Consider the following 25243-nt stretch of genomic DNA (forward strand, 5'->3'; position numbering starts at 1 on the left):
CGCGCCTCCTGTGCACGCCGCGCCCACTCGCCACCCGCGCACGAGCTTGCAGGCTGCGCTCAGCCTGGGGCTTCGCCCGGGCCTCCGCGCCAGGTTGCGGGCTGGTCTCCATGCCCGCCCGTCCCACAGGGCTGTGAGTGACGGTCAAGCTTGGGGCTTTGCCCACCCCGCGCCCCGCACGAGGTGGTGTGTGACGGTCAAGCTTGGGGCTTTGCCCACCCCGTGCCCCATACGAGGTCGCGTGCTGCAGTCCCGGCTGGGCGCCCCCCCCACGAGGTTGTGGGCAGTCGTTCCGTCGGGGCGGAACGGGTGGGCACAACCGGACTTGCGCCCCCTGCTCCTGCGCGACCACGCACCTGACGGGGTCCGGGGCGCAGCCCCGTGAACGCTCGCGGCGAGCGCGTGGGCTGGGTGCGGGGGTGCGTTCCCTTCGCGGGTGCGGTCCCGGTGTGCCCGCCCGTTCCGCCCCGGCGGAACGCACGCCCACACCTCAGTGGAGGGGGAGGCGGCGCGGCACGCGGCCACCACACCTTAGAGCGCGGGCAGCGGTCGTGCCGTGGTCGTGGGGTGCGGGGGCGGTTTCGTACGGGGGCGTTGTACCGTCAGGGCACTATTGCTTGACCTGGAGGAAGGCCCCCTTGGCTACGGGCTCCGACACCACAGCCCCGGCGGACGCCCCCGCCGCCCCCGCCGCGACGCCGGGACCGCGCCGCCGCCGCGCCGCGCTCGCGCGCCGTACCGGCGCCGCCGCGCTCGCCGGCGTCGCGCTCGCCCTCGCCTTCCCGCCGTACGGCGTGTGGCCGCTCTCCCTCCTCGCCGTCGCGGCGCTGGCCCTCCTCACCCGGGGCCGCAGCAAGCGCGGCGGCGCCTGGCTCGGCCTCGCGTTCGGCTGGCCCTTCTTCGTGGTGCTGCTCAAGTGGCTCCATGTGGTCGGCTGGGACGCCGTGTTGGGCCTGGCCTTCCTCCAGGCGCTGTTCCTCGCCGCGCTCGGCGCCGCGCTGAGCGTCGTCCAGCGGCTGCCGCTGTGGCCGCTGTGGGGTGCCTGCCTGTGGGTGGCCGAGGAGTGGGCCAGGGACCGGGTGCCGTTCGGCGGATTCCCGTGGGGGAGGCTCGCGTTCGCGAACACCGGTTCCCCCTACACGCCGCTCGCCGCGCTCGGCGGCGCCCCGCTGGTGACCTTCGCCGTCGCCCTCACCGGCACGCTGCTCGCCGCGACGGCCCTCGCCGCGTGGCACCTGCGCGCGGACCGGCGGCGCACGGACGGCGAGCGGCACACGGATGGCGGGCCGCACACGGAGGCCGAGACCGCGGACCGCCCGCACGCGGGCGGCGGGCCGCACGCGGACCGCGAGCCGCACACGGACGCCGAGTCCGCGGACCGCCCGCACACCGGCCGCAAGGCCCTGACCCGTACGGCAGGCCCCCTCGTGCTCGCCGCCGTCGTCACCGCCGCGGGCTTCGCCGTACCCGTGCCGACCCAGGCCGACGACCACGCGGACATCGCCGTCGTGCAGGGCGACGTGGAGCAGGCCGGCATGGACTTCCTGGGCCGCCCCATGAAGATCCTCAACAACCACGTCGACGCCACCCTGGACCTGGCGAAGAAGGTGCGGGAGGGCAAGGCCGAGAAGCCGGACCTGGTCATCTGGCCGGAGAACTCCTCGGACCTGGACCCCTACCAGTACCCCGAGGCGCGCGAGCGCATCGACGAGGCGGTCAGGGCCATCGGCGTACCCGTGCTGGTCGGCGCCCTGGTCGACAAGCCGGGCTCGCAGGGCTACGTGCTCAACCAGGGCATCGTGTGGGACCCCAAGAAGGGTCCCGGGGCCTCGTACACGAAGCAGCATCCGGTGCCCTTCGGCGAGTACGTGCCCTTCCGCGCCGAGCTCAGCAAGGTCATCACCCGCCTCCAGCGCGTGCCCCGCGACTTCTACCCCGGGCAGCACACCGGCGTCCTGCAGACCGGGCCCGCGCGGCTGGGCGACGTGATCTGCTTCGAGGTGGCGTACGACGAGATCCCCCGGGAGACGGTGAACGCCGGAGCGCGCGCCCTCGTCGTGCAGACCAACAACGCCACGTACGGGCGGACCGGCCAGCCCGAGCAGCAGCTCGTGATGTCGAAGCTGCGCGCCGTGGAGCACGGGCGGGCCGTGGTCACCGCGGCGACCAGCGGGATCAGCGCGGTGGTCGGCCCGGACGGGACGGTGCACCAGCGTACGAAGGAGTTCACGCGGGACGTGCTGAGCGCCAGGCTGCCGCTGCGGGACGACATCACCGTGGCCGACCGCGTCGGCGCGGCTCCCGAGTGGACGCTCGCTATCGTGGGCATCCTGTCCTGCGGCGGAGCATGGCTGGCCGGCCGCAGGACACGGCGGACGGGGACCCCGGAGGCGCCGGGGAGTGAGGGGCAGCAGCAGTGACGGACGGCGGACAGCAGCAGCGCCCGGAGCACGGACCGCTCGGCACGCCCCTGGTGATCGTCCCGACGTACAACGAGGCCGACAACATCAAGCCCGTGGTGACGCGGGTGCGTTCGGCCGTCCCCGAGGCGCACGTCCTGGTCGCCGACGACAACAGCCCGGACGGCACCGGCAAGATCGCCGACGAGCTCGCCGCCGAGGACGAGCAGGTCCACGTGCTGCACCGGCAGGGCAAGGAGGGCCTCGGCGCCGCCTATCTCGCCGGCTTCCGCTGGGGCATCGAGCGGGGCTACGACGTCCTGGTCGAGATGGACGCCGACGGATCCCACCAGCCCGAGGAGCTGCCCCGGCTGCTGACCGCGCTCCGGGGCGCCGACCTGGTGCTGGGCTCGCGCTGGGTGCCCGGCGGGCGGATCGTGAACTGGCCGCGCTCGCGCCAGTTCCTCTCCCGCGGCGGCAGCACCTACTCGCGGCTGCTGCTGGACGTGCCGATCCGGGACGTCACCGGCGGCTACCGCGCCTTCCGCGCCGCGACCCTGGAGGGCCTGGGCATGGAGGCCGTCGCCTCGCAGGGCTACTGCTTCCAGGTCGACCTCGCCCGCCGCGCCGTGCACGCCGGCTACCGCGTGGTCGAGGTCCCCATCACCTTCGTGGAGCGCGAGCGCGGCGACTCCAAGATGAGCCGGGACATCGTCGCCGAGGCACTGTGGCGCGTCACCGCCTGGGGCGTCGAGGGCCGGGTGAAGAAACTTCTCGGCCGCAGGCACACTTGAGGCATGACGACGCGCGCACCGTACCCGTACGAGCCCGCTCGCGACCGCGGGCAGTCCGCCGGCGAGGGCGGCAGCGGACCGGCGGGCGGTGCCCCGCGCCGCTCGCGGCTCCGCACCTTCCTGCCGCTGGCCGTCGCCGCCTGGGTGGTGCTGGAGATCTGGCTGTTCACGCTGGTCGCCGAGGCGGCCGGCGGGATGACCGTCTTCCTGCTGATCGCCGCCGGGTTCGTGCTGGGCGCCGTGGCGATCAAGCGCGCGGGGCGCCGCGCCTGGCGTCAGCTTTCGGACAATGTGCAGCGCGCCCAGGCACAGGCCGCAGGGGGCGACCCGGACCAGGCCGCGGGCAAGGCCGGTGAGCAGGGCCGCAGGGGCGGCAACGCGCAGGCGATGCTCGGCGGTCTGCTGCTGATGGTGCCCGGGCTGGTCTCCGACGCCGCGGGGCTGCTGCTCCTCTTCCCGCCCACCTCGCGGCTGCTGACCCGCGCGGCGCGCGGCGCCGTGGGCCGCAAGGCGGCGAAGGGCTTCGAGCCCGGCTCCCTCGGCGAGGCGTATGAGCAGGCGCGCACCATGGAGGAGCAGTTCCGCATCCACCAGCAGGACGGCAAGGTCGTGCAGGGCGAGGTCGTGCGCGAGGACGAGCCGCCCAAGCAGTGAGGCGCCCGCGGTCGAGGATCCCGAGAGGGGCCCGAGGGGCGCGGGAAGGCACGACGAGAGGGCCCGTGACCACAGGTCACGGGCCCTTCTCGCTGCTCACCGTCTTACGGGCTCGCGATGCCGTCCCACGGGCCGGCGCTCCGCTTCCGCGCCGGAGCGCGGCCCGGTGCGTGCCGTCAGGCGGACTTCTTCTTGTCGTTCTCGCCGTCACGCGGGTGGATGGCGAGATTCATCGTGCCGGAGCGGAGAACGGCCAGCCGTTCGGCCAGCACCTCCTCCAGCTCCTCACGCGTACGCCGCTCCATGAGCATGTCCCAGTGCGTACGCGCGGGCTTGCCCTTCTTCTCCTCGGGCCCCTCTCCGTCGACCAGGAGGGCAACGGCGCCGCACACCTTGCACTCCCACTCGGTCGGAATCTCGGCCTCCACCGAGAACGGCATCTCGAACCGATGGCCGTTCTCGCATGCGTACTCCACGGCCTGGCGCGGTGCCAGGTCGATGCCGCGGTCGGTCTCGTAGCTGGTCACCACGAGTCGCGTGCCGCGCAGAGCTCGCTCACTCATGAATCGTGCCTCCCGGGCTTGTCGCCCACAGGACAGGTGTCGCTGTCGTCGTCATCCGGTCAACGTCCGGTCGGGGGTGAAGATTCCCGTATCGGGACATGCGCCCACCTGACACTCGCCACCGCCCACTGATTGGTGACGTTGTGCGCCGCTGACTTCACCGACGCCCATCGCCGCCCCCTGGGGTGACGCTGTGCGCCGCCGCCTTCCGTTGTGCCGCCGCTTCGTCGAATATGCGGTACCCACGGGTGTCCTGTTTGTCACAGCTAGCGGGAGATGTCACCCTGCGTTCGCATCTCTGAGGCGTGCAGTAACGGTCCACCCGGCGGGGCCAAGGGGTTACCCTAGCGGGCCACCGCCTCCGGCGTTAAATCCGGGGCCTGTTTGAGCCCTCGGCCTGGCCTTCCCCGGGGCGCCGCCGGACTCCTCGCGGGGATCCCCGCCTGGGGTTCCGCGCTCCGCGCCGGCCCCGTCCCCCTCATCACCCGCGGTCACGGCCGCGTACCCCGGTATCGCGAAGAGGCGCAGGGAGAGCTGCGACAGCGGGCCGATCGCGAGCGCGTAGCCGACCGTACCGGCGCCCACCGAACCGCCGAGCAGGAAGCCGCAGGCGAGCACCGCGATCTCGATCCCCGTGCGGGCCAGCCGTATCGAGCGCCCCGTCACCCGGTGCAGCCCCGTCATCAGGCCGTCGCGCGGGCCCGAGCCGAAGCGGGCCGAGATGTAGAGGCCGGTGGCCGCGCCGTTCAGCGCGATGCCCGCGGCCGTCATCGGGCCCCGCAGCCACAGCGAGTCCGGCGCCGGTACGAGGGCGAGCGTGGCGTCCAGGGACAGGCCTACCAGCAGCACGTTGGAGACCGTCCCGAGCCCTGGCCGCTCCCGCAGCGGCCACCACAGGAGCAGGACCAGCGCGCCCACGATGATCGACACGATGCCGATGGAGAGCCCGGTGTGCCGCGCGACGCCCTGGTGGAACACGTCCCACGGGCCGAGCCCCAGGTCGGCGCGGACCATGAGGGCCGCGCTCGCGCCGTACAGGAGGAGGCCCGCGTAGAGCTGGACGAGTCTGCGCGGGAGTCTGCGGCCCCGCGGCGTGCGCGGCTGTCTGCCTCGCCGCGCGGATTCTCCCAAGTGCCGTTCCCCGGCCGGGTCTTCCGCTGGGTGTCCGGTTTCCTCTTGTGTCACGTTCCGCCGCCTCTCCTGGCGCCAATCCGGCATGGCGTGCCAGTCTGTGGCAGGCCAACCGGCGTTACGAGGGCCAATCACGGAGAGGTGGACCCCGGCGATGTCTCAGTGGATCTCGGTGATGGGGGCGGCGCAGCTCGCCCGCCTGCTGTCCTCGCAGCGCCCCGAGGAGGAGGGCGCCGGGGTCGACGGGGTGCCCGCCGGGGCCGCGAAGTCCCGCCCGGCGCGCAGGGTTCCGGCCTACAGGTCGCTGGCCGACGGCGTGCGGCTGCTGATCCTGGAGGGCCGGGTGCCGGTCGGCACGCGGCTGCCGGCCGAGCGCGAACTCGCCTCCGCGCTGCACGTCTCGCGCACCACCGTGGCCGCCGCGTACGAGGCGCTGCGGGCCGACGGCTTCCTGGAGTCCCGGCGCGGCTCGGGGAGCTGGACCGCCGTGCCGGCCGGCAATCCGCTGCCCACCCGCGGCCTGGACCCGCTGCCCCCGGAGACCGCGGGCAGCATGATCGACCTGGGCTGTGCGGCGCTGCCGGCGCCCGAGCCGCATCTGTCCACCGCCTTCGGCAACGCGCTGGGCGCCCTGCCCCCCTACGCGCACACCCACGGCGACTACCCCGCAGGGCTGCCCGCGCTCCGCGAGGCCGTCGCGGACCGCTACACCGCGCGCGGGGTGCCGACCATGCCCGAGCAGATCATGATCACCACCGGCGCGATGGGCGCGGCGGCCGCGCTGACCCGGCTGCACGCGCCGCACGGGGAGCGCGTCGCGGTGGAGCACCCCTCGTACGCCAACATCCTCCACCTGCTGCGGGACGCCGGGGCGCGGCTCGTGCCCGTGCCGATGGCCGAGGGGCTCGCGGGGTGGGACCTTCCCGCGTGGCGGCGGGTGCTGCGGGACGCGGCGCCGGCCATGGCGTACACCGTTCCCGACTTCCACAACCCGACCGGCGCGCTGGTGCCCGACGGGCAGCGGCGCGAGCTGGTGTCGGCCGCGCGGGCCTCGGGGACCGTGCTGGTCGCCGACGAGACCATGGCCGACCTGCCGCTGGACGCCGAGCCCGGCAGCGCGGAACTGCCGCGCCCCGTGGCCTCGTTCGACCCCGGCGGCGCGACCGTGATCACCGTGGGCTCGGTGTCCAAGTCGATCTGGGCGGGGCTGCGGATCGGGTGGGTGCGCGCCGCGCCGGAGATCATCCGCGCGCTGGTGGCCGCGCGCGCGTACGCCGACCTGGGCAGCCCCGTGCTGGAGCAGCTCGCGGTGGCCGACCTGATGACGGGCGGCGGCTGGGACGCGGCGCTGAAGGTGCGGCGCGAGCGTGCCCGCGCCAACCGGGACGGTCTCGTCGAGGCCGTACGGGAGCACCTGCCCGACTGGGAGTTCACCGTGCCCTCGGGCGGCCTCACGCTGTGGACCCGCACCGGCGGCCTCTCGGGCTCGCGGCTCGCGGAGGCGGGGGAGCGGCTGGGGGTGCGGGTGCCGTCCGGGCCGCGGTTCGGGGTGGACGGCGCCTTCGAGGGCTTCGTACGGCTGCCGTTCACCATCGGCGAGTCGCTGGCGCGGGAGGCGGCGGGGCGGCTGGCCTCGGCGGCGGGGCTCGTGCGGGGGGTTGAGGAGCCGCGCACGTACGTCGCGTGAGTGGTTGCTCTGCGCTGGTGGCTGCCCGTTGGCCTGCGGCCCCTTCTCTTGGGGCTTCGCCCCAAGTGTGCTTGGCGGCTTGCGCCTTGACCGCCGGTCCGGATCGCTGTGGGTCGCCTCCCGCTGCGGCGGGATTCGGGTGGATGGTTGCGCCCGACTTGTGAGTTGCGGCCCGCCCTCCGACGCTCCGCGCCTGCGGGCGGGCCTTCTCCGGTCTGCGGCGACCTGCGGACACTCGAGCACCGCCGGCCACTTGCGTGGGTGGTTGCTTGCCGCTGCGGCGGGATTCGGGTGGGTGGTTGTGCCCGGCTTGTGAGTGACGGCTCGCCGCTCAGTGCGTACGCGGGGGCAGGAGGTCCATTACCGCCTGGCGTTCGTGGGCCGTTGCCGCCTCGTCGTACGGGTCGGGGGTCGCGGGGGAGCGCATGCGCAGGACCGGGCCCTGGCCCAGGCGGGCGAAGCCGCGGCCTGGGGAGACGTCGTCGGCGGGGGCGGACTGGGGGGCCTCGCCCAGTACCGCGCGCGCCTCCTCGGGGGTGACAGCGCCCAGCACGGCGCGGGCCCTGGTGTACGCGCGCACCGCCTCGCCCAGGCCGTCCGCGCCCTCGAACTGTTCGGCCACCGCCACCGTCACCCCCGCGGCGCGGCCGTGCCGCAGCGGCACCTGGAGCAGGTCCTGCGGGTCCCTCCTGCCCTCGGCCGCGGCGAGCTGGCTCAGCACCGAGGGGCGGTCGATCAGCAGCCAGAGCGGGCGGCGTACGTGGTCGGCCGGCTGCTCGCCCGCCTGCCGGGCCCGGCTCGCCTCCAGGAGCCGCCGCTCGGTCTCGCGTACTGCCCACTCCAGCGTGGCCAGCGCTCCCACCAGCGAGGACTCCACCGCGAGCACCCCGGCGCGGCCCGCGAGGCAGGCGAACTCGCCCGCGCCGCCGCCGTCCACGACCGCCACGTCGCCGTGCTCCAGCGCCTGGAGGGCGATCGAGCGGAGGAGCGAACTGGTGCCGCCGCCCGGCGTGCCCATGGCCAGCAGGTGCGGCTCCGTCGAGCGCCTGCCGGTGCGCCAGAGCACCGGGGGGAGGTCGACCGGGGCGCCGTCGACCAGCACGGGAACGGTGCGGTGCACGTCGGCCGCGTCGGTGAAGCCGAGCAGGACCTCGCCGGGCCCGGTCACGAAGCGCTGCGCGCTCACCCCGGCGGGCAGGGGGCCGAGCACGGTGACCTCCAGCCGGTTGCGCTCCTCGTCCCAGTCGAAGCGGTACTCCCTGCCGCGGCCCGACTTGCCGCTCAACAGCCGCTCCACGCGCAGCCGTTCGGCCTGCTCGCCGTCGCGGAAGGAGGCCGGGTAGCGCAGCCGCAGCCGCCGGATGCGCCCCTCGTCGGTGAACTCGAACTCCTCCAGCGCCCGCGTCCAGTCCCCGCCCGGCGCGTACAGCGGCTCGGCGGCCGAGTCCTCGGGCACGGCGAAGTACGGCACCAGCGCCTCGTACACCGCCTGGAGCCGGGCCGTCTGCTCGGGCCCAGGCCCCGGGTCCTCCTCCTCGGCCGGGGCCTCCGCGCGCTCCCAGCCCTGCCAGGCGGCGGCCACCACCAGCGCGATCGTGCCGACGGCGGGCCCGTACGGAGTGAGCCCGAGCACCAGGAGGCAGGCCGCGCCCAGCAGCAGCGCGGGACCACGCCGCTCCTTGGGTGTGCGGGCCCACGTCTCCTTGGCCAGCAGCGTCAGGCGCCCGGCGCCGCGGCCCAGCACGAGCAGCGGGAAGAAGACGTCACGGGCGCCGACGGCCCCCGTGCGGAACAGGTCGCGCGCCTGCGACCAGCGCGTTCCCCCGGGTGCCAGGCCGGTGCGGGGAAGCGGCCAGAGCCCCAATGCTGCCTCCTCAGGGACGAGCGACGGTCAGAACTTGAGGCCGCCCAGCAGGCTGGCCAGGCTCTCGCCGCCCGCCTTGATGCTGGGCGCGATGGCGGTGCCGGCGAGGTAGAAGCCGAACAGCGCGCAGATGATCGCGTGGGAGGGCTTCAGGCCGTCCTTGCGGAAGAAGAGGAAGACGATCACGCCGAGCAGCACGACGCCGGAGATGGACAGAACCACGGGGTACTCCTGTGCAGGGGACGATCACCACGAGCGTCTTCAGCTTCACAGAAAGTACGGAGAGGGAAAGCGGGCAATAGGGTTTTTTCCTCTGTATGGGGCACAGAGCGGGACGTGAGGGTGCGTTGGGGACGCGGCGGGGGCGTGGTGGGGCGCGGTGCGGACAACTCCGGCTTCCGGACGCCCCGTTCAGCCGCCGGAGCCCGCGCGCTCGCGCGGCACCTCGCGTACGACGTCGCGCGGCTTCTTGTCCTCGCGCAGGCCCAGGTAGCGGGGGTGGCGCAGCATGCCGTCGCGGGTCCACTCGGTGAAGCCGATCTGCGCCACGAGGGCCGGCTCGGTCCAGTGGGCGCCGCGTTCGCGCACCCGGTCGGCGAAGGGGGAGCGGTCCGTCTCCAGGCCGTCGAGGCGGGAGCGGAGGGCGCGCAGGGTCTTCTGGTCGTAGCCGGTGCCGACCTTGCCCGCGTACCGGAACCGTCCCCCCTCCTCGTAATAGCCCACCAGGAGGGCGCCGAAGCCGATGCGGCTGCCGGCCGGCTCGGTGAAGCCGCCGATCACGAGCTCCTGGCCGCCCTCGCACTTGAGCTTCAGCCAGTCGGGGGACCTGCCGGCCCGGTAGCGGCCCTCGGCGCGCTTGGCGATCAGGCCCTCCCAGCCGCGTGCGCAGGCCGCGTCGAGTTCCTGCTGCCCGCCCTGGTTGCGGTGCGGGGTGAAGCGGAGCGGCTGCCCGAAACCGAGGGCCGCGCGCAGCAGGGATTTGCGGGTGCGCAGGGGGAGGCGCGTCAGGTCCCAGCCGTCCAGGCGCAGCAGGTCGAACACGTAGTAGGTGACGGCGACCCCGCTCGCGCGCGCCTTGTCCGGGTCGGTGAGCTGCATGCGCTGCTGGAGTCTGGCGAAGTCGGTGCGGCCGTGCGAGAAGGCCACCACCTCGCCGTCCACGGTGAAGTCCGCGCAGTCCTGCGCCGCCAGGGCCTCGGCGATCTCGGGGTAGGTGCCGTTCTGCGCGATCCCGTTGCGCGAGAGCAGGCGGGTCCTTTCGCCCTCGCGAACGGCCAGGGTGCGTACGCCGTCCAGCTTCCGCTCGAAGATCCAGCCGCCGGAGGAGAAGTCCCTGCGGTCGCTCAGCTCGGCGAGCATGGGGCGTTCGGCGAGCCGGGCGCCGGAGGGGGCTTCGCGGACGAGGCGCTGGTGGTGCGCGGGGAGGGAGGCGAGGAGGTCGCCGGTGCGGGTCATGAGGAGGATCCCTTCGAGCCCTTCGGTCCCTTCGTGGGCTGCTTCCGGCCCTTCCCCTTCCGCTGCTTCTCGTCCCCGCCCTCCTCCTCGGCCACGCGCTTGAGGGTGCGGCCGGTGTGGGCCGAGCGGGCGCGGGCCGGGTCGGGGGCGCCGCGGCCGCCCGCGCGGGCGTCGTCCTCCTTCACGAGGAGCCAGGCCTCGCGGTCGTTGCCGCCGCCGGATCCGTCGCCGCTGCGGAAGCGGGTGAGGGCGTAGCCGCCGCGCAGCTTGGAGCCGTCCAGCCAGAAGCTGGCGTGGCCCTTCTCCAGGGCTTCGGCGAGGGGTACGGGGTCGCCGTCGCGGTCGTGGGAGAGGGGGCGGTACGTGCCCTCGTCCCACACGATCACGGTGCCGGCGCCGTACTCGCCCTCCGGGATGACGCCCTCGAAATCGCGGTACTCCAGCGGGTGGTCCTCCGTGGGCATCGCCAGGCGCTTGTCCTGGGGGTCGGTGGAGGGGCCCTTCGGCACGGACCAGGACTTGAGCACGCCGTCGGCCTCCAGGCGGAAGTCGAAGTGGGTGGTGGTGGCGGCGTGGATCTGGACGACGAAGCGGAAGCCTTCTTCCGAGGCCTGCTCACCTTTGGGTTCGCGGGTCTTCTGGAAGCGGCGCTTGGCGTTGTACGTGGCGAGGGCGTTCTTGCGTTTGGTGCTTGTCATGGGGCCCGGGTGCCCTGGTGAGGCGCGAACCCACGCGGGGCGCGGGCCCACAGACCAGGCGTGACGGCTCGTACGCGACTCTCCGGGGACGCCGCAGACCGGAGAAGGCCCGCCCGCAGGCGCGGAGCGTCGGAGGGCGGGCCGTAACTCACAAGTCGGGCGCAACCACCCACCCGAATCCCGCCGCGGCGGGAAGCAGCCAGAAGCGGGCCCGGCCGGCGGTCAGAGCGGAAAGCTCAACAGGCGCTGCGCAATCGGAAAGCTCAACAGGTGCTGCGCAATCGGAAAGCCCGACAGGCGCTAGAGCGCGGACCGCGCCTGCCAGCGCCCCTCGTGACGGGACACCTCGATCGGGCGGCCGAAGCACTCGGTCAAGGAGGTGCTGGTCAAGACCTCCTCCGCCGGGCCCGCCGACTGGACGCGGCCCTCGCGGAGGAGGAGGGCGTGGCTCGTGGTGGGCGGGAGCTCCTCCAGGTGGTGGGTGACGGTCACCGTGGAGAGCCCGCGGGGCCCGGCGGCCAGCTCCCGCAGCGTGTCGATGAGGTCCTCGCGCGAGGGCAGGTCCAGCGCGTTGAACGGCTCGTCCAGGAGCAGCAGCGAGGGATCGGGCATCAGCGCGCGGGCGATCAGCAGCCGCGCACGCTGGCCCCCGCTGCACACCCCGTACTCGCGGTCGGCCAGCTCCTTGCACTGGAGCTCGGCCAGCAGCGCGCGCGCCCGCTCCCTGGTGGCCTCGTCGTACTTCTTCCAGAGCGGCTGCACCGTACCGGTGGCGCCCGTGAGCACCACGGTGAGCCCGGTCGCGTCCTGCGGGACCCGCTGCGCACCGGACACATGGCCGATGTGGGCGCGCAGCTCCCGCACATCCACCCTGCCCAGGGTGTGCCCCAGCACCGACACCGTGCCCGTGGTGGGGAACATCGTCGCGCCGACCATCTTGAGCAGCGTCGTCTTGCCCGCGCCGTTCGCGCCCAGCAGCGCCCAGTGCTCCCCGGCGCGCACGCTCCAGTCGATGCCGTCGAGGATCACCTGGCCCGTGGTGTAGCGGCGCACGCCGACGCCCTCCAGCGCGGCGACCGGGGGGCCGTCCCCGGACGCGGAGAAGGACGGTTCGCCGGAAGCGGCGGACGGGGCCATGGCTGCCTCCCTGGGGAATACGGGACCTGCGGGCTCGTGCGGGCAACACTAGCTGCACGGTGCAACCGTATTTCCAGGGGCCGTACCCCGTACGGGACCCCGTACCGGACCTCGTGCCAGACCCCGTACCGTGCCCCGTTCCTCAGGCGTCGGCCTCAGGCGTCGTCCTCAGGCGTCGGCCGGCGGATCGCCCGGCTTGCGGAAGGCGCCCAGCGGCTTGGCCGGGCGTCCCGTCGCGGACTCGATGATCCGCAGCGCGACGGTGCGCAGCTTCACGTTCCGCTGCTGGGAGTTGCGCCGCAGCACGGCGAACGCGGCCTCGGCGTCCACGCGTTGGCGCGCCATCACGATGCCGACGGCCTGGTCGATGTACGAGCGGTGGCGCAGCGCGTCGTGGATCTGGTCGGCCAGCGCTGCCCGGTCCACATTGCGCATCGTGGCCTGGAGGAGCAGCGAGGCGTTCTCCGCGAGGCCGTCGCACACCCTCCGCCGCTCCGCGTCCAGCACATCGGTGCGGAAGGCGTAGAAGTTCAGCGCGCCGACGCTGTCCACCTCGACGGCCAGGGGGTGGGAGTACACCGCCGCGACCCCGAACTCGCGTGCGGCCGCGGGGTATTCGTCCCAGCGCCCCTCGTGCTCCAGGTCCTCCGCGTACACCGCGGTGCGCTCGTCCATGGCCTGCACGCAGGGCCCGTCCTTCAGGCCGTACTGCGTCTCGTCCAGCAGCTCGGCGAGCCGGGCCGAGGAGCCCGCTGTGGTCAGCCTGCCCTCGCGGCGCAGCGTGACGCTGCACAGGACGCCGTCCCCCACGGTGCGGGCGCCGGTCTCCGCGACGTGCTGGAGCGCCTCCTCGACCGACTCGGCGAACAGCAGCGCCTCGGCGAGTTCACCGGAGGCGGTGCGGAGTTCGGGAGACCCGGCACGGGTCTGCGGGGACGGTGACGACATGTCTCTCCCTTCCGCTGCCCTGCCGGTGTACCGCTGCCGGCGGTCCGCGCGCAGGGCGCCGCAGAGGTGCCGCGGCAGGGTCCCGGGTGCCCTCGCCGCGCCCCGCACAAACCGCGCGCATGTGCCGCTGCATGTGCCCTTGCACGTGGCTGAGCAGCAACTTCGTACTGTCGGCGAAGTGGACAGCACCTCGGGTGTCTGGCAGCGTGTGATCTCCGAGTTGGTTCAGTTGGCTTGGGTGTCTGGCAGTGGGCGTCCGTGCCTGTTTCGTCGTGCCCTCGGGCAGGGGGAGTGTCCACACCTCCCTTCGTCATCTGCCCCGGGGCGCAGCGTCCAGGGGTAGGAGTCCATGCGCGAGCAGACAAGGCTGCCGTCCGGCGAGACCGGGCAGCCGGTGGGTGTTTACCGCTATCTGGTGGCCGAGGGCAGATGGTGGTGGTCCGATGAGGTCTACCGGTTGTGCGGCCTCAAACCGGGCGAAGTCGAGCCCAGTACCGAGTTGTTGATGTCCCACCTGCATCCGCAGGACAAGGCGCGGGCGGCCAGCGTCTTCCGGTGGGGCCTTGAGCAGGGCGACCCGTTCAGCCTGTATCACCGGCTGCTGGACGTCGCCGGCCGCGAGCGGCGCGTCGTGGTGGCGGGTGACGGGCAGCGCGTCGAGGACGGCCAAGTCGCCGCCGTGCGCGGCTTCTTCATCGACCTGACGGAGCCGGTCGCGCGCGACATCAAGGAGCACTCGGACCGCAGCATCACCGCGGCCCGGCGCAGCCAGGAGGCCATCGACCAGGCGCGCGGCGTGCTCATGGCGGTGTACGGGATAGACGCCGACGCGGCGTGGACGCTGCTGCGCTGGGGCTCGCAGAACACCAACGTGAAGCTGCGGGACCTGGCGGCCGCGCTGATCGGCGCCGTGACCGAGAACGGCGGCGGGGAGTCGCTGCGCGCCCGGGTGGAGCGAATGCTCTGCCCGCCGGACGGCCCCGGGCCGCGCGGCGGACCGCACCCCTGAGGGCGCGCCGCACCTCCGTACTCCGAAGATCCCCGCCGTGAGGCCGCCGGGCCCCGTGCGCCGTCCACCGTGGCGCACGGGGCCCGGTCAGCATCGCGGCCGGCGTCACTCGCCGGCCAGCACGACCTCCAGGGTGCGCGGGCCGTGCACGCCCTCCACGCGGTCCAGTTCGATGTCGCTGGTGGCCGAGGGCCCCGAGATCCAGGTCAGCGGGTGCGCCGGGTCGAGCCGCGCGAGCCCTTCGGGGACCGAGCCCGCGACCTGCTCCGGCACCCGCACGACGCAGATGTGGTGGTCGGGTACGAGGGTGACGCGGCGCCTCCCCTGGCCCGGGCCCGCGTCGAGCACCACGGTGCCGGTCTCGGCGATGGCCACGGCGCACCCGGTCAGCACGCTGTCCACGGCGTCCAGGTCGTGCGGCCCGTACTCGAGGGAGTCGGGGAGCCGTTCGAGGTCACCGGGCAGGTCGGTGAGCCATTCGCCGGGCAGCCCCTCCGGCAGGAGCACGCTGCGTGCGCCGCGTTCGCTCAGCAACTGCCCCAGCAGATGGGGGAGTTGTGCGGTGCTCGTGCGGTGGACCACGGCGCGGTAATCGGCCAGATTCTCCGCGAGCAGGCCGGCCGTCTGCGCGGGGGTGCGCTCGCCGTGCACCGGGAGGTAGTCGCGGGGCACCGCGTGGTCCTCGGCGCGCTCCTCGCGGGGCACGTCGGCGAGGGCCCGGCGCACCCGGTTCAGCACCACGTCGCGGCTGCTCATTTCCCGCCTCCCGTACGGCCGTTGCCGTCCTCGCCGCCAGTGCCGCCGCCGGTGCCTCTGCCGCCGGTTCCCTCGCCGCCGGTGCCCCGCGTGCGCCGCCACCAGTCGCGGAACGACTCCTCCGGCACCTCCGGCACATCCCTGCTGTCCGTCCACGCCCTGCCGGGTCCGGGCAGCCGCCTGGGCACCAGCCGCCGCGCCTTTCCGGCGGCCCGCTGGCCCGTACGCAGCACCCCAGGGTGGTCCAGTGCCCAGCGGGAGGCGCGGATCGCGGCGCGCTCGGCCGCGTGCCCCTTCGCCGGGCGGATCACGGTCCGCTGCCCGCGCACGGTCGCCGGGCCGCCCTCCACGACGCGCTGGCGCAGGTGCACCAGCACCTCGGGGATGTCGATGGCCACGGGGCACACCTCGTAACACGCTCCGCACAGCGAGGAGGCGTACGGCAGCGAGGCGTCCAGCTCGGTCTGCGTACCCCGCAGTTGGGGCGTGAGGATCGCGCCGATCGGGCCCGGATAGGCCGAGCCGTAGGCGTGGCCCCCGGCCCGCTCGTACACGGGGCAGACGTTGAGGCAGGCCGAGCAGCGGATGCAGCGCAGCGCCTGGCGGCCCACGGTGTCGGCCAGCGCGTCGGTGCGGCCGTTGTCGAGCAGCACCAGGTGGAAGGTCTGCGGGCCGTCGCCGTCCGTGGTGCCGGTCCAGGTGGAGGTGTAGGGGTTCATCCGCTCGGCCGTCGAGGAGCGGGGGAGGAGCTGGAGGAACACCTCCAGGTCCTGCCAGGTGGGCACGACCTTCTCGATGCCGACGACGGAGATCAGGGTCTCCGGGAGGGTCAGGCACATCCGGCCGTTGCCCTCCGACTCGACGACCACGAGGGTGCCGCTGTCGGCGACCATGAAGTTGGCGCCGGAGATGCCGACCTTCGCGTTCAGGAACTTCTCGCGCAGGTGCAGCCGCGCCGCCTCGGCGAGCTGCCGCGGATCGTCGCTCAGGTCCTCGGGCGCCGCGCGGCCCCAACGGCCCATCTCGCGGCGGAAGATGTCGCGGATCTGGTCGCGGTTGCGGTGGATCGCCGGTACCAGGATGTGCGAGGGGAGGTCGTCGCCGAGCTGGACGATGAGCTCGGCCAGGTCGGTCTCGTACGCGTGGACGCCCTCGCGCGCGAGCGCGTCGTTCAGGCCGATCTCCTGGGTGGCCATCGACTTGACCTTGACGACCTCGCTCTCGCCTGTCTCCCGTACGAGGTTCGCGACGATCCGGTTGGCCTCCTCGGCGTCGGCGGCCCAGTGCACATGGCCGCCCGCGGCGGTCACGGCGGACTCCAACTGCTCCAGGTAGACGTCCAGATGGCGCAGCGTGCGCTCCTTGAGCGCGGCGCCCGAGGCGCGGAGCGCCTGCCAGTCGGGGAGTTCGCCGACCGCCTGCGCGCGCTTGGCGCGGATGGTGTGCGTGGCGTGCTGGAGGTTGCCGCGGAGCTGCGGGTCCCTGGTGGCCTTCGCCGCCGCCTCGGGGAACGCGGGCATGCCCAGATACGTACCGCTCACAGCACGGCCTCCTCGGTGCTCGCCAGGATCTCCGCGATGTGCACGGGGCGCACAGCGGAGCCGCGGCGGGAGAGGGTCCCGCCGATGTGCATGAGGCAGGAGTTGTCGGCCGTGCACACCGCGCCCGCTCCGGACTCCTCGATGTGCCGGGCCTTGTCGGCGCCCATCGCGGCCGACACGTCCGGGTTCTTGACCGCGAAGGTGCCGCCGAAGCCGCAGCACTCCTCGGCGCCCTCCAGCTCCCGCAGCTCCAGCCCCTTGACCGCCTCCAGCAGCCGCCGAGGGCGTTCGCCGAGCCCGAGCATCCGCAGCCCGTGGCAGGTCGGGTGGTACGTGACCGTGTGCGGGTAGTAGGCGCCCACGTCGGTCACGCCCAGCACGTCGGTCAGGAACTCGGTCAGCTCGTACGTCCGCGCCACCACGTCCGCCGTGCCCTCGCGGTCGATGCGAGGGTAGTTGTCCCGCACCATCGCCACGCACGACCCGGAGGGGGCCACGATGTAGTCGTAGCCGCCGAACGTCTCGGCATAGCGGCGCACCAGGGGTTCCGTCTCTTTCCTGTACCCGGTGTTGAACTGCGGCTGGCCGCAGCACGTCTGCGCCTGCGGAAAGTCCACCTCGACGCCGAGCCGCTCCAGCATGGCGACCACCGCGCGCCCGGTACGCGGATAGAGCGTGTCGTTCACGCAGGTCACGAAGAGCGCTACCCGCACAGGACCTCCAACTCCCCAGCGCCGCCCGGCTCTCCGGCCGCCGCCGCGGCGCGTGCCCAGGCGGCCGGGCTTCCATGATCGCCGGTGGGAGCGTACTTGCCCAGCGGCTGTGTGTCCCGCACCAGCGCACGCAGGTCCGCGAGATCGCCGTGGAGCGCGCCGTGCGCCCGCGCCTGGATCAGTACGTTGCCGAAGGCCGCGGCCTCCGCCGGGCCCGCCACCACCGGGAGCCCGCAGGCGTCGGCCGTGAGCCGGCAGAGCAGGGCGTTGTGCGCGCCGCCGCCGACGATGTGCACGGCGTCCACGTCCCGGCCCGCGAGCCGCTGCGCCTCGGTGATCGCGCGGCGGTGCGCCAGCGCGAGGGAGTCCAGTACGCAGCGGACCGTCTCCGCCTCCGTACGGGGTTCCGGCCGGCCGCGGCGGCGGCAGAACTCGGCGATGCGCCGCGGCATCCCGCCCGGCGGCAGGAACGCGGGGTCCTCCGCGTCCACCACCGAGCGCAGCGGCGGCAGCGCGGCGGCCTCCCGCAGCAGGGCGTCCAGCGTGTGCCGGCCGCCCCATTCGCGCAGGCACTCCTGAAGGAGCCACAGGCCCGTGATGTTGCGCAGGTAGCGGACCGTGCCGTCCACGCCCAGCTCGTTGGTGAAGTTGGCGCGCCTGCTCTCCTCCGTGAGCACCGGTGCGTCGAGTTCGAGGCCCGCGAGTGACCATGTGCCGGTCGCGATGTACGCGAAGCGGGTGCCCTCGGCGGGTACGGCGGCGACGGCGGAGGCCGTGTCGTGCGAGCCCACCGCGGTCACCGGCACCGGACCGCGCATCCCGGTCTCCTCCAGCACCTCGGGCAGCAGGTGCCCGGCTGCCTCGCCGGGCTGCCGCAGGGGAGGGAACAGCGACAGGTCGATGCCCAGGGGTTCCGCTGTGCGCTCCGACCAGCGCCGGGTGCGGGGGTCGACGAGCTGGGTCGTGGAGGCGTTCGTCAGCTCCGTGCCCTGTACGCCGGTGAGCCAGTACGAGATGAGGTCCGGGATCATCAACAGGCGCTGTGCGGCGTCGAGTTGGGGTGTGCCGTGCGCGGCCCTGAGCTGGTACAGGGTGTTGATCGGCATGCGCTGGATGCCGGTCGCGGCGTACAGCTCGCGCGCGCCGAACTCCTCCGCGACCCGGGCGTCCACGCCCTCGGTGCGGGTGTCGCGGTAGTGGACCGGGTTGCCGAGGAGTGCGCCGCGGGCGTCGAGGAGTCCGTAGTCGACGGCCCACGAGTCGATCCCCACGGCGCCGAGTGGTTCGGGGCCCGCCGCGCGAAGCCCGTCGAGCACGCCGGCGTAGAGCGCGAGGATGTCCCAGTGGAGGGTGCCGCCTGCTCTGACCGGGCGGTTGGGGAAGCGGTGCGTTTCTTCCAACTCCAGCGTGTGGGGCGCCACGTGCCCCACCATCACGCGTCCGCTCGACGCCCCGAGGTCCACAGCCGCGAACCGATGAGGGTTCGTACGACGTTCCACGCCGTCTCCACTCCTGACTCGACTTCGTCCGGGTGCGCGTCGCGCGCACCTTCTTTCTGCGGGCGCGCCGCAGCTCGGCCACCGACCGCCGACGGCTGCCGATGCGGTCGCCTCCCGCCGCGGCGGGAGGCGGGTGGGTGGTCGCTTGCCCCTTGTGACGTGCGGGGCTGCCTCCGACGCTCCGCGCCTGCGGCTGCCTGTGGTGGGGCGCGTCCGGTGGGGGCTTTGCGCCGTGACCGCCGACGGCTTACGCCGTGGTCGCCTTCCGCTGCGGCGGAACACGTGTTGCCCTGTCGCAGGGGGACAGGGGCTGCCCGGTCGCTCACCTCAAGAACGCCGCCGCCACCCCCGCGTCCACCGGCACGTGCAAGCCCGTCGTGTGGGACAGGTCGCCGGCGGTGAGGGCGAAGACCGCGTTGGCCACGTGCTCCGGGAGGATCTCGCGCTTCAGCAGGGTGCGTTGCGCGTAGTACGCGCCCAACTCCTCCTCCCGCACCCCGTACACCGCCGCCCGCTGCGCGCCCCAGCCGCCGGCGAAGATCCCGGAACCCCGTACCACGCCGTCGGGGTTGACCCCGTTCACGCGGATGCCGTGCTCGCCCAGCTCCGCCGCGAGCAGCCGCACCTGGTGCGCCTGGTCCGCCTTCGCCGCGCCGTACGCGATGTTGTTCGGGCCCGCGAACACGCCGTTCTTCGACACCACGTACACGATGTCCCCGCCCATGCCCTGCGCCGTCATCACCCGCGCCGCCTCCCGCGACATCAGGAAGGAGCCGCGGGCCATGATCGAGTGCTGCCGGTCCCAGTCCTCGGCGGTGGTCTCCAGCAGGGGGCGGGAGAGGGAGATCCCCGCGTTGTTGACCAGCAGGTCCACCCCGCCGAAGGCCAGCGCGGCCTCACGGAGTGCCGCCGCGACCTGGGATTCGTCGGTCACGTCCGCGGTGACCGCAACTGCCGTGTCCGGCCCGCCCAGTTCCTCGGCCACCGTGCCCGCGCTCTCCGCGTTCACATCCGCGACGACCACGCACGCGCCCTCGGCGGCCAGCCGGTGCGCGACCGCGCGGCCGATCCCGGAGCCCGCGCCGGTCACCAGCGCCACCCGCGCCGCGAGCGGCCGCGGCGCCGGCATACGCCGCAGCTTGGCCTCCTCCAGCTCCCAGTACTCGATGCGGAACTTCTCCGACTCACCGATCGGGGCGTACGAGGAGACCGCCTCCGCGCCGCGCATCACGTTGACCGCGTTCACGTAGAACTCGCCCGCGACCCGAGCCGTCTGCTTGTCCTTCCCGAAGGTGAACATGCCCACCCCGGGAACCAGGACCACCGCCGGGTCGGCGCCCCGCATCGCGGGGGAGTCCGGCGACGCGTGCCTGTCGTAGTAGTCGCGGTACTCCTCCCGGTACGCCGCATGCAGCTCCCGCAGCCGCGCGACCACGTCCTCCAGCGGCGCGTCCGCCGGCAGGTCCACGACCATCGGCCGCACCTTCGTCCGCAGGAAGTGGTCGGGGCACGAGGTCCCCAGCGCCGCCAGCCGCGGATGCTCCGTACGGGAGAGGAAGTCCAGCACGGCATGGGAGTCGGTGAAGTGCCCGACCTGCGCCTTGTCGGTCGAGGCCAACCCCCGCACGACAGGCGCGAGGTGCGCCGCGCGCGCCCGCCGCTCCGCCTCCGGAAGCGGACGCCACTCCTCCCGTACGGGACCGAAGGGCTCCTCCCCGCCGCGCTCGGCGAGGAAGGACTCCGCGGTGCGGATGATGAACAGCGAATTGCGCTCGCACTCCTCGCTGGTGTCGCCCCACGCCGTGATGCCGTGGCCACCGAGAACGCAGCCGATCGCCCGGGGGTTCGCCTCCTTCACCGCCGCGATGTCCAGGCCCAGTTGGAAGCCGGGCCGCCGCCACGGCACCCACACCACCGCGTCCCCGAAGCACTCGGCCGTCAGCTTCTCGCCGTCCGCGGCGCAGGCCAGCGCGATCCCCGAGTCCGGGTGCAGATGGTCCACATGGGCCGCCCCCACCAGACCGTGCATCGCGGTGTCGATGGACGGCGCGGCCCCGCCCTTCCCGTGCAGACAGAAGTCGAAGGCGCCGGCCATCTCGTCCTCGCGCTCCACCCCCGGGTACACCTCGCGCAGCGCCCGCAGCCGGTCCAGCCGCAGCGCCGCGAGCCCGCCCTCGGTGAGCGTTCCCAGGTCACCGCCCGAACCCTTCACCCACAGCAGCTCGCAGTCCCGCCCGGTCACCGGGTCGACGGCGGCGCCCTTCGCCGAGGTGTTGCCGCCCGCGTAATTGGTATTCCGCGGATCGGCACCGAGCCGGTGCGAACGCTCCAACAGGGCCCTGACCTGCGCGTTCAGCGCCTCCTCGCGCGTACCGTCGCCCATCGCGCTCACGCTCCCCATCCGGCCTGCCGCCCGCCCTTGCGCTCCGCGACGATCCGCTCGGCCCAGCCCGAGGCCCGGTACGCCGCCAGCGGGTCGGCGGCGGCGCCCATCTCCTCGCGCACCTCGGCCAACAAGGGCCGCACATCGGTGCCGTACGCGTCCATCAGCACCGCGTTCGCGCCCAGCACATCGCCCTCGCGCTGCGCGGCCGCCAGCTCCTCGCGGTCCACGAGCAGCGCCTTCGCCGTCGCCTCCTGCACGTTCATCACCGAGCGGATCACCGCGGGGATCTTCGGCTCGATGTTGTGGCACTGGTCGAGCATGAACGCGGTGTGCTCCCCGTACCCACCGCCCCGCACCACCTCGTACATCAGCCGGAAGAGCTGGAAGGGATCGGCCGCGCCCGCCATCAGGTCGTCGTCCGCGTAGAAGCGGGAGTTGAAGTCGAAGCCGCCGAGCTTCCCCTCGCGCAGCAGCAGCGCCACGATGAACTCGATGTTGGTGCCCGGCGCGTGGTGCCCGGTGTCCACCACCACCTGCGCCTTCTCGCCCAGCTTGAGGCAGTGCGCGTACGCGGTGCCCCAGTCGGGCACGTCCGTGGAGTAGAAGGCCGGCTCGAAGAACTTGTACTCCAGCAGCATCCGCTGCCCCGCGCCCAGCCGCGCGTACACCTCCGACAGCGCCTCCGCCAGCCGGTCCTGGCGCGCCCTGATGTCGTCCTGGCCCGGGTAGTTGGTGCCGTCCGCGAACCACAGCTTCAGATCGCGCGACCCGGTGGCGTCCATGACGTCCACGCACTCCAGCAGGTGGTCCAGCGCCTTGCGGCGTACGGAGGCGTCGGGGTGGGCGACCGAGCCCAGCTTGTAGTCGTCGTCCTGGAAGACGTTCGCGTTGACGGTGCCGATGTCGAGCCCGCGCTCCTTGGCGTACGCGGCGAGCGCGGCGTAGTCCTCCACCCGGTCCCAGGGGATGTGCAGCGCCACGGCGGGCGCGGCCCCGGTGTGCTCGTGCACCCGCGCAGCATCGTCCAGCTTCTCCTGCGGGGTACGCGGGACACCCGGCTGGGCGAAGACCTTGAAGCGGGTGCCGGAGTTGCCGAAGGCCCACGACGGGGTCTCGATGCGCTGCGTCCTCAGCGCGGCCTTCACCGCTGCGGCCTGCGCCGCCGGGACCTGGGGCGATGGCATGGAAGCCTCCCTGATGAATCGATTCATGCGGGACGCTATGCGGGGCGTGGGGGAGCGTCAACCCTCCGGAGGCTTCGGGCTGTTGGCGGTCTGATGCCGTACGAGAGGGTCGCGTTCAAGTCATTGACACGTTTCAACGGAGCGCTCTAGCGTCTCCGCCCAGCCGGCTCCCGTACCTCCCCCTCCTCCTCCCGGGAGTTCCCGATGAGCGCATCCGTCACCGCGCCGTCCGCCCGCATGCGGCGGCGCACCACGCTGGTCTCCGGGCTCGGCGGCTACATCGACGCGGGGTCGATCGTCGCCGGATCCGCCGGACTGGCTCTGTGGGCCCAGGAGTTCGGCCTCGGCGGCACCGCCGTCGGCCTGCTCGGGGCGATCAGCTCCAACGCGATCTCGGCCGGCATCGGCGCGCTGGTCGGCGGCTACCTGTGCGACAGGTACGGCCGCAAGCGCGTGTTCACCAGCAACCTGCTGGTCTACATGTTCGGCACGCTCTGGCTGATCGGTGCGGTCAGCGGCTGGATGCTCTTCGTCGGGTACGTGATCGTCGGGCTGGCCGTGGGCAGCGACGTCCCGGCGAGCTGGTCGATGATGAGCGAGACCGCCAGGGACGACAAACGCGGCGCGACCGGCGGCGTCATGCAACTGCTGTGGAGCACGGGCCCGATGGTGGTGCTCACCCTCGGCCTGCTGGTGCAGCCGCTGGGGATGCTCGGCGTACGGCTGGTCTTCCTGCACCTGCTGGTGCTCGCGGCGCTGACGTATCTGGGGCGCCGCTCGATCGCGGAGTCGGCGCGGTGGGAGTCGGCGCGGGCGGCGCGGGCGGAGGGGAGCGCAGGGGCAGGGACCGGGTCCGGGGTCGGCGCCGGATCCGGTCCCGCGGCCGGCGGCGAGCCCGGATTCCTCGGGCAGATGCGGGAGTTGCTGCACCGCCGCTCGGTGAAGGCGATCGCGGTGTGCACCGGCGTGTACCTCTTCTGGAACCTCATGGCCGGCACCAACGGCTTCTACCAGCCCTACCTCCTCAAGACCTTCGGCTCGCAGTCGGACGCCATGAGCGTGGGACTGTCGGTACTGGGCTGGGGCGTCCAGGTGCTGGGCACAGGAGCCGTCTTCATGCTCCTCGCCGACCGCGTGAACCGGCGGGCCCTGTTCGGCATCAGCATCCTGGTGCAGCTCGCGGGCTTCGCGGTGATCGCGCTGATGGCTCTAGACACCGGTACGGCGCTCGCGTACATCCTGCTCGTCAACATCGGCATGAGCTTCAGCGCCCAGCACTTCTTCCAGCTCTGGTCCTCCGAGCTGTTCCCCGCGCGGCTGCGCAGCTCGGCGCAGGGCCTGGTGTTCGCGGTCGTCCGCATCGCGCTCGGCTTCTGGAGCTTCTTCGTGCCGGTGATCACCGCGACCGGGTTCCAGAACCTGGCCCTGATCCTCATGGGCTTCCTGCTGGTCAGCGGCGTGATCGGGGTGCTGTGGGGGCCGGACAACCGGGGCCGCACGCTGGAGGAGATCGAGGAGCGGTACGGGTGGCGCCGCGAGGAGGCGGAGGCCCCCGCACCGGCCCCCGAGGCGGCGCGCTGAACCGCGCCCGCACCCGGTGAAGGCGCCGCCCGCGCACGCGTCGTGGCCGGTCGGCCCCCGGTCGCCGTCGTCGCCGCGGTGCGCGGCTGCGTAGCATGTGCCGTCGTGGCAAGCATGGTGGGCATCAAGGACGTCGCACGGGCGGCCGGGGTCTCGGTCGGCACCGTCTCCAACGTCATCAACAGGCCGGAGATGGTGGCCGAGGTGACCCGCGACCGGGTGCAGGCCGTCATCCGGCAGCTCGGCTACGTACGCAGCGAGTCGGCGCGCCAGCTCCGCGCCGGGCGCAGCCGGATCATCGCGCTGCTGGTGCTGGACATGGCCAACCCCTTCTTCGTCGACGTGGCCTCGGGCGCCGAACGGGCCGCCAGGGACGCCGGCCTCGGCGTGATGCTGTGCAACAGCGCGCAGAGTCCGGCGGAGGAGGCCGAGTACCTCTCCCTCTTCGCCGAGCAGCGGGTACGCGGCGTGCTCATCACCCCCACCGACAGCAGCGGCGACAACCTGGCCGACTTCCGCCGGCACGGCATCGCGCACGTCTCGGTCGACCGGGTCGCGCCCAGCGCCGAGGGCTGCTCGGTCTCGGTTGACGACGTGGCCGGCGGCGCCTTCGCCGGTCGCCACCTGGTGGAACAGGGCCACCGCGACATCGTGTACGTCAGCGGCCCCATGCACCTGAACCAGTGCCGCGACCGGCGCACCGGCATCCTGCACGCGCTCCGCGAGGCGGGTCTCGGCGAGGAGGGGCTGCGCCAGGTGGAGGCCGAGCGCACCGACGTGCCGGCGGGGCGCGACGCGGGGGCCAGGCTGCTGGGCATGTCACCCCGCCCGACCGCGGTCTTCTGCGCGAACGACCTGCTCGCGCTGGGCGTGCTCCAGGCGCTGTACGGGGCCGGGGTGCGGGTCCCGGAGGACATGGCGCTGGTCGGCTACGACGACATCCAGTTCGCCGCGGCGGCGGCCGTGCCCCTCACCTCGGTGCGCCAGCCCGCCTACCGCATGGGCCGCGCGGCCGCCGACCTCCTCATCGAGGAGACGGGCGAGGACGCGGACCGCCACCAGCACCAACGCATCGTGCTCCAGCCGGAGTTGGTGGTACGGGATTCGAGCATGGCGCGGAGGGATTGAGGGGCGTTGCATGGAGCGGTGCTCCGGGGGTGGAGCGGTGCTCTGGGTCGCGAGCAGTGCTCTGGTCTGGGAGCGGTGCTCCGCAACGGGAGCGGTGCTCTGCCCTGGGAGCGATG

The 25243-nt window shown here is 73.3% G+C and carries 21 protein-coding genes; 7 read left to right on the top strand and 14 right to left on the bottom strand.

What is annotated here, in order from left to right; genetic code table 11:
• Positions 1–638 precede the first annotated feature (638 nt).
• Genes lnt through fxsA form a run of 3 tightly spaced genes read left to right on the top strand, consistent with a single transcriptional unit; the run spans position 639 to position 3847 of the window.
• On the top strand, positions 639–2420 hold the full coding sequence (lnt, locus tag ABEE00_RS09170) for an apolipoprotein N-acyltransferase (RefSeq protein ID WP_345744795.1): 1782 nt from the start codon (positions 639–641) through the stop codon (positions 2418–2420).
• Positions 2417–3193: a polyprenol monophosphomannose synthase gene (locus tag ABEE00_RS09175; RefSeq protein WP_345744796.1), complete on the top strand. Its 777-nt coding sequence runs from the start codon at positions 2417–2419 to the stop codon at positions 3191–3193. Before lnt ends, ABEE00_RS09175 begins: the two co-directional genes overlap by 4 nt.
• Positions 3194–3196: 3 nt before the next feature.
• Positions 3197–3847 carry an FxsA family membrane protein gene (gene fxsA, locus ABEE00_RS09180; RefSeq protein ID WP_345744797.1) on the top strand — a complete coding sequence of 217 codons (651 nt, stop codon included), beginning with the start codon at positions 3197–3199 and terminating at the stop codon, positions 3845–3847.
• A 176-nt stretch (positions 3848–4023) separates the two neighbouring features.
• Here the strand turns inward: fxsA and ABEE00_RS09185 are convergent, their stop codons facing one another.
• Both ABEE00_RS09185 and yczE read right to left on the bottom strand, forming a co-directional pair.
• Entirely contained in the window at positions 4024–4410 is a 387-nt protein-coding gene (locus ABEE00_RS09185) for an RNA polymerase-binding protein RbpA (RefSeq protein WP_345744798.1), read from the bottom strand.
• 339 nt (positions 4411–4749) lie between these two features.
• The gene (gene yczE, locus ABEE00_RS09190) at positions 4750–5541 is read right to left on the bottom strand and encodes a membrane protein YczE (RefSeq protein WP_451918535.1); all 792 of its coding nucleotides are present in this window, start codon (positions 5539–5541) and stop codon (positions 4750–4752) included.
• Positions 5542–5695: 154 nt separating this feature from the next.
• Between yczE and yczR the strand changes: the two genes are divergently transcribed.
• Positions 5696–7228, top strand: a complete 1533-nt coding sequence (yczR, locus tag ABEE00_RS09195) for a MocR-like transcription factor YczR (RefSeq protein ID WP_345744799.1) — start codon at positions 5696–5698, stop codon at positions 7226–7228.
• A gap of 331 nt (positions 7229–7559) precedes the next feature.
• Here yczR and ABEE00_RS09200 read toward each other — a convergent pair whose 3' ends face one another.
• The 6 genes from ABEE00_RS09200 to ABEE00_RS09225 all read right to left on the bottom strand — a co-directional run bounded on the left by ABEE00_RS09200 (position 7560) and on the right by ABEE00_RS09225 (position 13330).
• Positions 7560–9092: a hypothetical protein gene (locus ABEE00_RS09200; protein WP_345744800.1), complete on the bottom strand. Its 1533-nt coding sequence runs from the start codon at positions 9090–9092 to the stop codon at positions 7560–7562.
• Between the two features lie 27 nt (positions 9093–9119).
• Positions 9120–9314: a hypothetical protein gene (locus tag ABEE00_RS09205; protein WP_345744801.1), complete on the bottom strand. Its 195-nt coding sequence runs from the start codon at positions 9312–9314 to the stop codon at positions 9120–9122.
• Positions 9315–9503: 189 nt separating this feature from the next.
• Entirely contained in the window at positions 9504–10547 is a 1044-nt protein-coding gene (gene ligD / locus ABEE00_RS09210; protein ID WP_345744802.1) for a non-homologous end-joining DNA ligase, read from the bottom strand.
• Entirely contained in the window at positions 10544–11245 is a 702-nt protein-coding gene (locus ABEE00_RS09215; protein WP_345744803.1) for a DNA polymerase ligase N-terminal domain-containing protein, read from the bottom strand. The genes ligD and ABEE00_RS09215 overlap by 4 nt, the downstream gene beginning before the upstream one ends.
• Positions 11246–11545: 300 nt before the next feature.
• Complete coding sequence (locus ABEE00_RS09220; protein ID WP_345744804.1) at positions 11546–12382, bottom strand: ABC transporter ATP-binding protein; 837 nt, start codon at positions 12380–12382, stop codon at positions 11546–11548.
• 168 nt (positions 12383–12550) lie between these two features.
• Positions 12551–13330 carry a GAF and ANTAR domain-containing protein gene (locus ABEE00_RS09225; protein ID WP_345744805.1) on the bottom strand — a complete coding sequence of 260 codons (780 nt, stop codon included), beginning with the start codon at positions 13328–13330 and terminating at the stop codon, positions 12551–12553.
• Positions 13331–13679: 349 nt separating this feature from the next.
• On the opposite strand from ABEE00_RS09225, the gene ABEE00_RS09230 reads away from it, so the two are divergent.
• Positions 13680–14339, top strand: a complete 660-nt coding sequence (locus ABEE00_RS09230) for a PAS and ANTAR domain-containing protein (RefSeq protein ID WP_345744806.1) — start codon at positions 13680–13682, stop codon at positions 14337–14339.
• Between the two features lie 105 nt (positions 14340–14444).
• Here the strand turns inward: ABEE00_RS09230 and ABEE00_RS09235 are convergent, their stop codons facing one another.
• From ABEE00_RS09235 to rhaI, 6 genes are all read right to left on the bottom strand, one after another.
• Positions 14445–15095: a LutC/YkgG family protein gene (locus ABEE00_RS09235; protein WP_345744807.1), complete on the bottom strand. Its 651-nt coding sequence runs from the start codon at positions 15093–15095 to the stop codon at positions 14445–14447.
• Entirely contained in the window at positions 15092–16636 is a 1545-nt protein-coding gene (locus ABEE00_RS09240) for a lactate utilization protein B (protein ID WP_345744808.1), read from the bottom strand. The genes ABEE00_RS09235 and ABEE00_RS09240 overlap by 4 nt, the downstream gene beginning before the upstream one ends.
• A complete protein-coding gene (locus ABEE00_RS09245) occupies positions 16633–17349 on the bottom strand; it encodes a (Fe-S)-binding protein (protein WP_345744809.1) in 717 nt (238 codons plus the stop codon). The genes ABEE00_RS09240 and ABEE00_RS09245 overlap by 4 nt, the downstream gene beginning before the upstream one ends.
• The gene (locus ABEE00_RS09250; RefSeq protein ID WP_345744810.1) at positions 17340–18848 is read right to left on the bottom strand and encodes a rhamnulokinase; all 1509 of its coding nucleotides are present in this window, start codon (positions 18846–18848) and stop codon (positions 17340–17342) included. Before ABEE00_RS09250 ends, ABEE00_RS09245 begins: the two co-directional genes overlap by 10 nt.
• A gap of 322 nt (positions 18849–19170) precedes the next feature.
• Positions 19171–21231, bottom strand: coding sequence for a bifunctional aldolase/short-chain dehydrogenase (locus ABEE00_RS09255; RefSeq protein WP_345744811.1), 2061 nt, complete (start codon positions 21229–21231; stop codon positions 19171–19173).
• A gap of 5 nt (positions 21232–21236) precedes the next feature.
• A complete protein-coding gene (gene rhaI / locus ABEE00_RS09260) occupies positions 21237–22418 on the bottom strand; it encodes an L-rhamnose isomerase (RefSeq protein WP_345744812.1) in 1182 nt (393 codons plus the stop codon).
• Positions 22419–22622: 204 nt separating this feature from the next.
• Here rhaI and ABEE00_RS09265 point away from each other — a divergent pair, with 204 nt between their 5' ends.
• On the top strand, positions 22623–23999 hold the full coding sequence (locus tag ABEE00_RS09265) for an MFS transporter (protein ID WP_345744813.1): 1377 nt from the start codon (positions 22623–22625) through the stop codon (positions 23997–23999).
• A gap of 114 nt (positions 24000–24113) precedes the next feature.
• A complete protein-coding gene (locus ABEE00_RS09270; protein ID WP_345744986.1) occupies positions 24114–25127 on the top strand; it encodes a LacI family DNA-binding transcriptional regulator in 1014 nt (337 codons plus the stop codon).
• The last annotated feature ends 116 nt before the right edge of the window (positions 25128–25243 follow it).

Origin of the sequence: Streptomyces odontomachicola, from assembly GCF_039605595.1 — a bacterium.
Classification (GTDB): Bacteria; Actinomycetota; Actinomycetes; order Streptomycetales; family Streptomycetaceae; genus Streptomyces.

Coding starts and splice junctions, on each gene's coding strand:
- fxsA (WP_345744797.1), top strand. CDS start 3,197: ATGACGACGCGCGCACCGTACCCGTACGAGCCCGCTCGCGACCGCGGG.
- ABEE00_RS09185 (WP_345744798.1), bottom strand. CDS start 4,410: ATGAGTGAGCGAGCTCTGCGCGGCACGCGACTCGTGGTGACCAGCTAC.
- yczR (WP_345744799.1), top strand. CDS start 5,696: ATGTCTCAGTGGATCTCGGTGATGGGGGCGGCGCAGCTCGCCCGCCTG.
- ligD (WP_345744802.1), bottom strand. CDS start 10,547: ATGACCCGCACCGGCGACCTCCTCGCCTCCCTCCCCGCGCACCACCAG.
- ABEE00_RS09215 (WP_345744803.1), bottom strand. CDS start 11,245: ATGACAAGCACCAAACGCAAGAACGCCCTCGCCACGTACAACGCCAAG.
- ABEE00_RS09220 (WP_345744804.1), bottom strand. CDS start 12,382: ATGGCCCCGTCCGCCGCTTCCGGCGAACCGTCCTTCTCCGCGTCCGGG.
- ABEE00_RS09225 (WP_345744805.1), bottom strand. CDS start 13,330: ATGTCGTCACCGTCCCCGCAGACCCGTGCCGGGTCTCCCGAACTCCGC.
- ABEE00_RS09230 (WP_345744806.1), top strand. CDS start 13,680: ATGCGCGAGCAGACAAGGCTGCCGTCCGGCGAGACCGGGCAGCCGGTG.
- ABEE00_RS09235 (WP_345744807.1), bottom strand. CDS start 15,095: ATGAGCAGCCGCGACGTGGTGCTGAACCGGGTGCGCCGGGCCCTCGCC.
- ABEE00_RS09255 (WP_345744811.1), bottom strand. CDS start 21,231: ATGGGCGACGGTACGCGCGAGGAGGCGCTGAACGCGCAGGTCAGGGCC.
- rhaI (WP_345744812.1), bottom strand. CDS start 22,418: ATGCCATCGCCCCAGGTCCCGGCGGCGCAGGCCGCAGCGGTGAAGGCC.
- ABEE00_RS09265 (WP_345744813.1), top strand. CDS start 22,623: ATGAGCGCATCCGTCACCGCGCCGTCCGCCCGCATGCGGCGGCGCACC.
- ABEE00_RS09270 (WP_345744986.1), top strand. CDS start 24,114: ATGGTGGGCATCAAGGACGTCGCACGGGCGGCCGGGGTCTCGGTCGGC.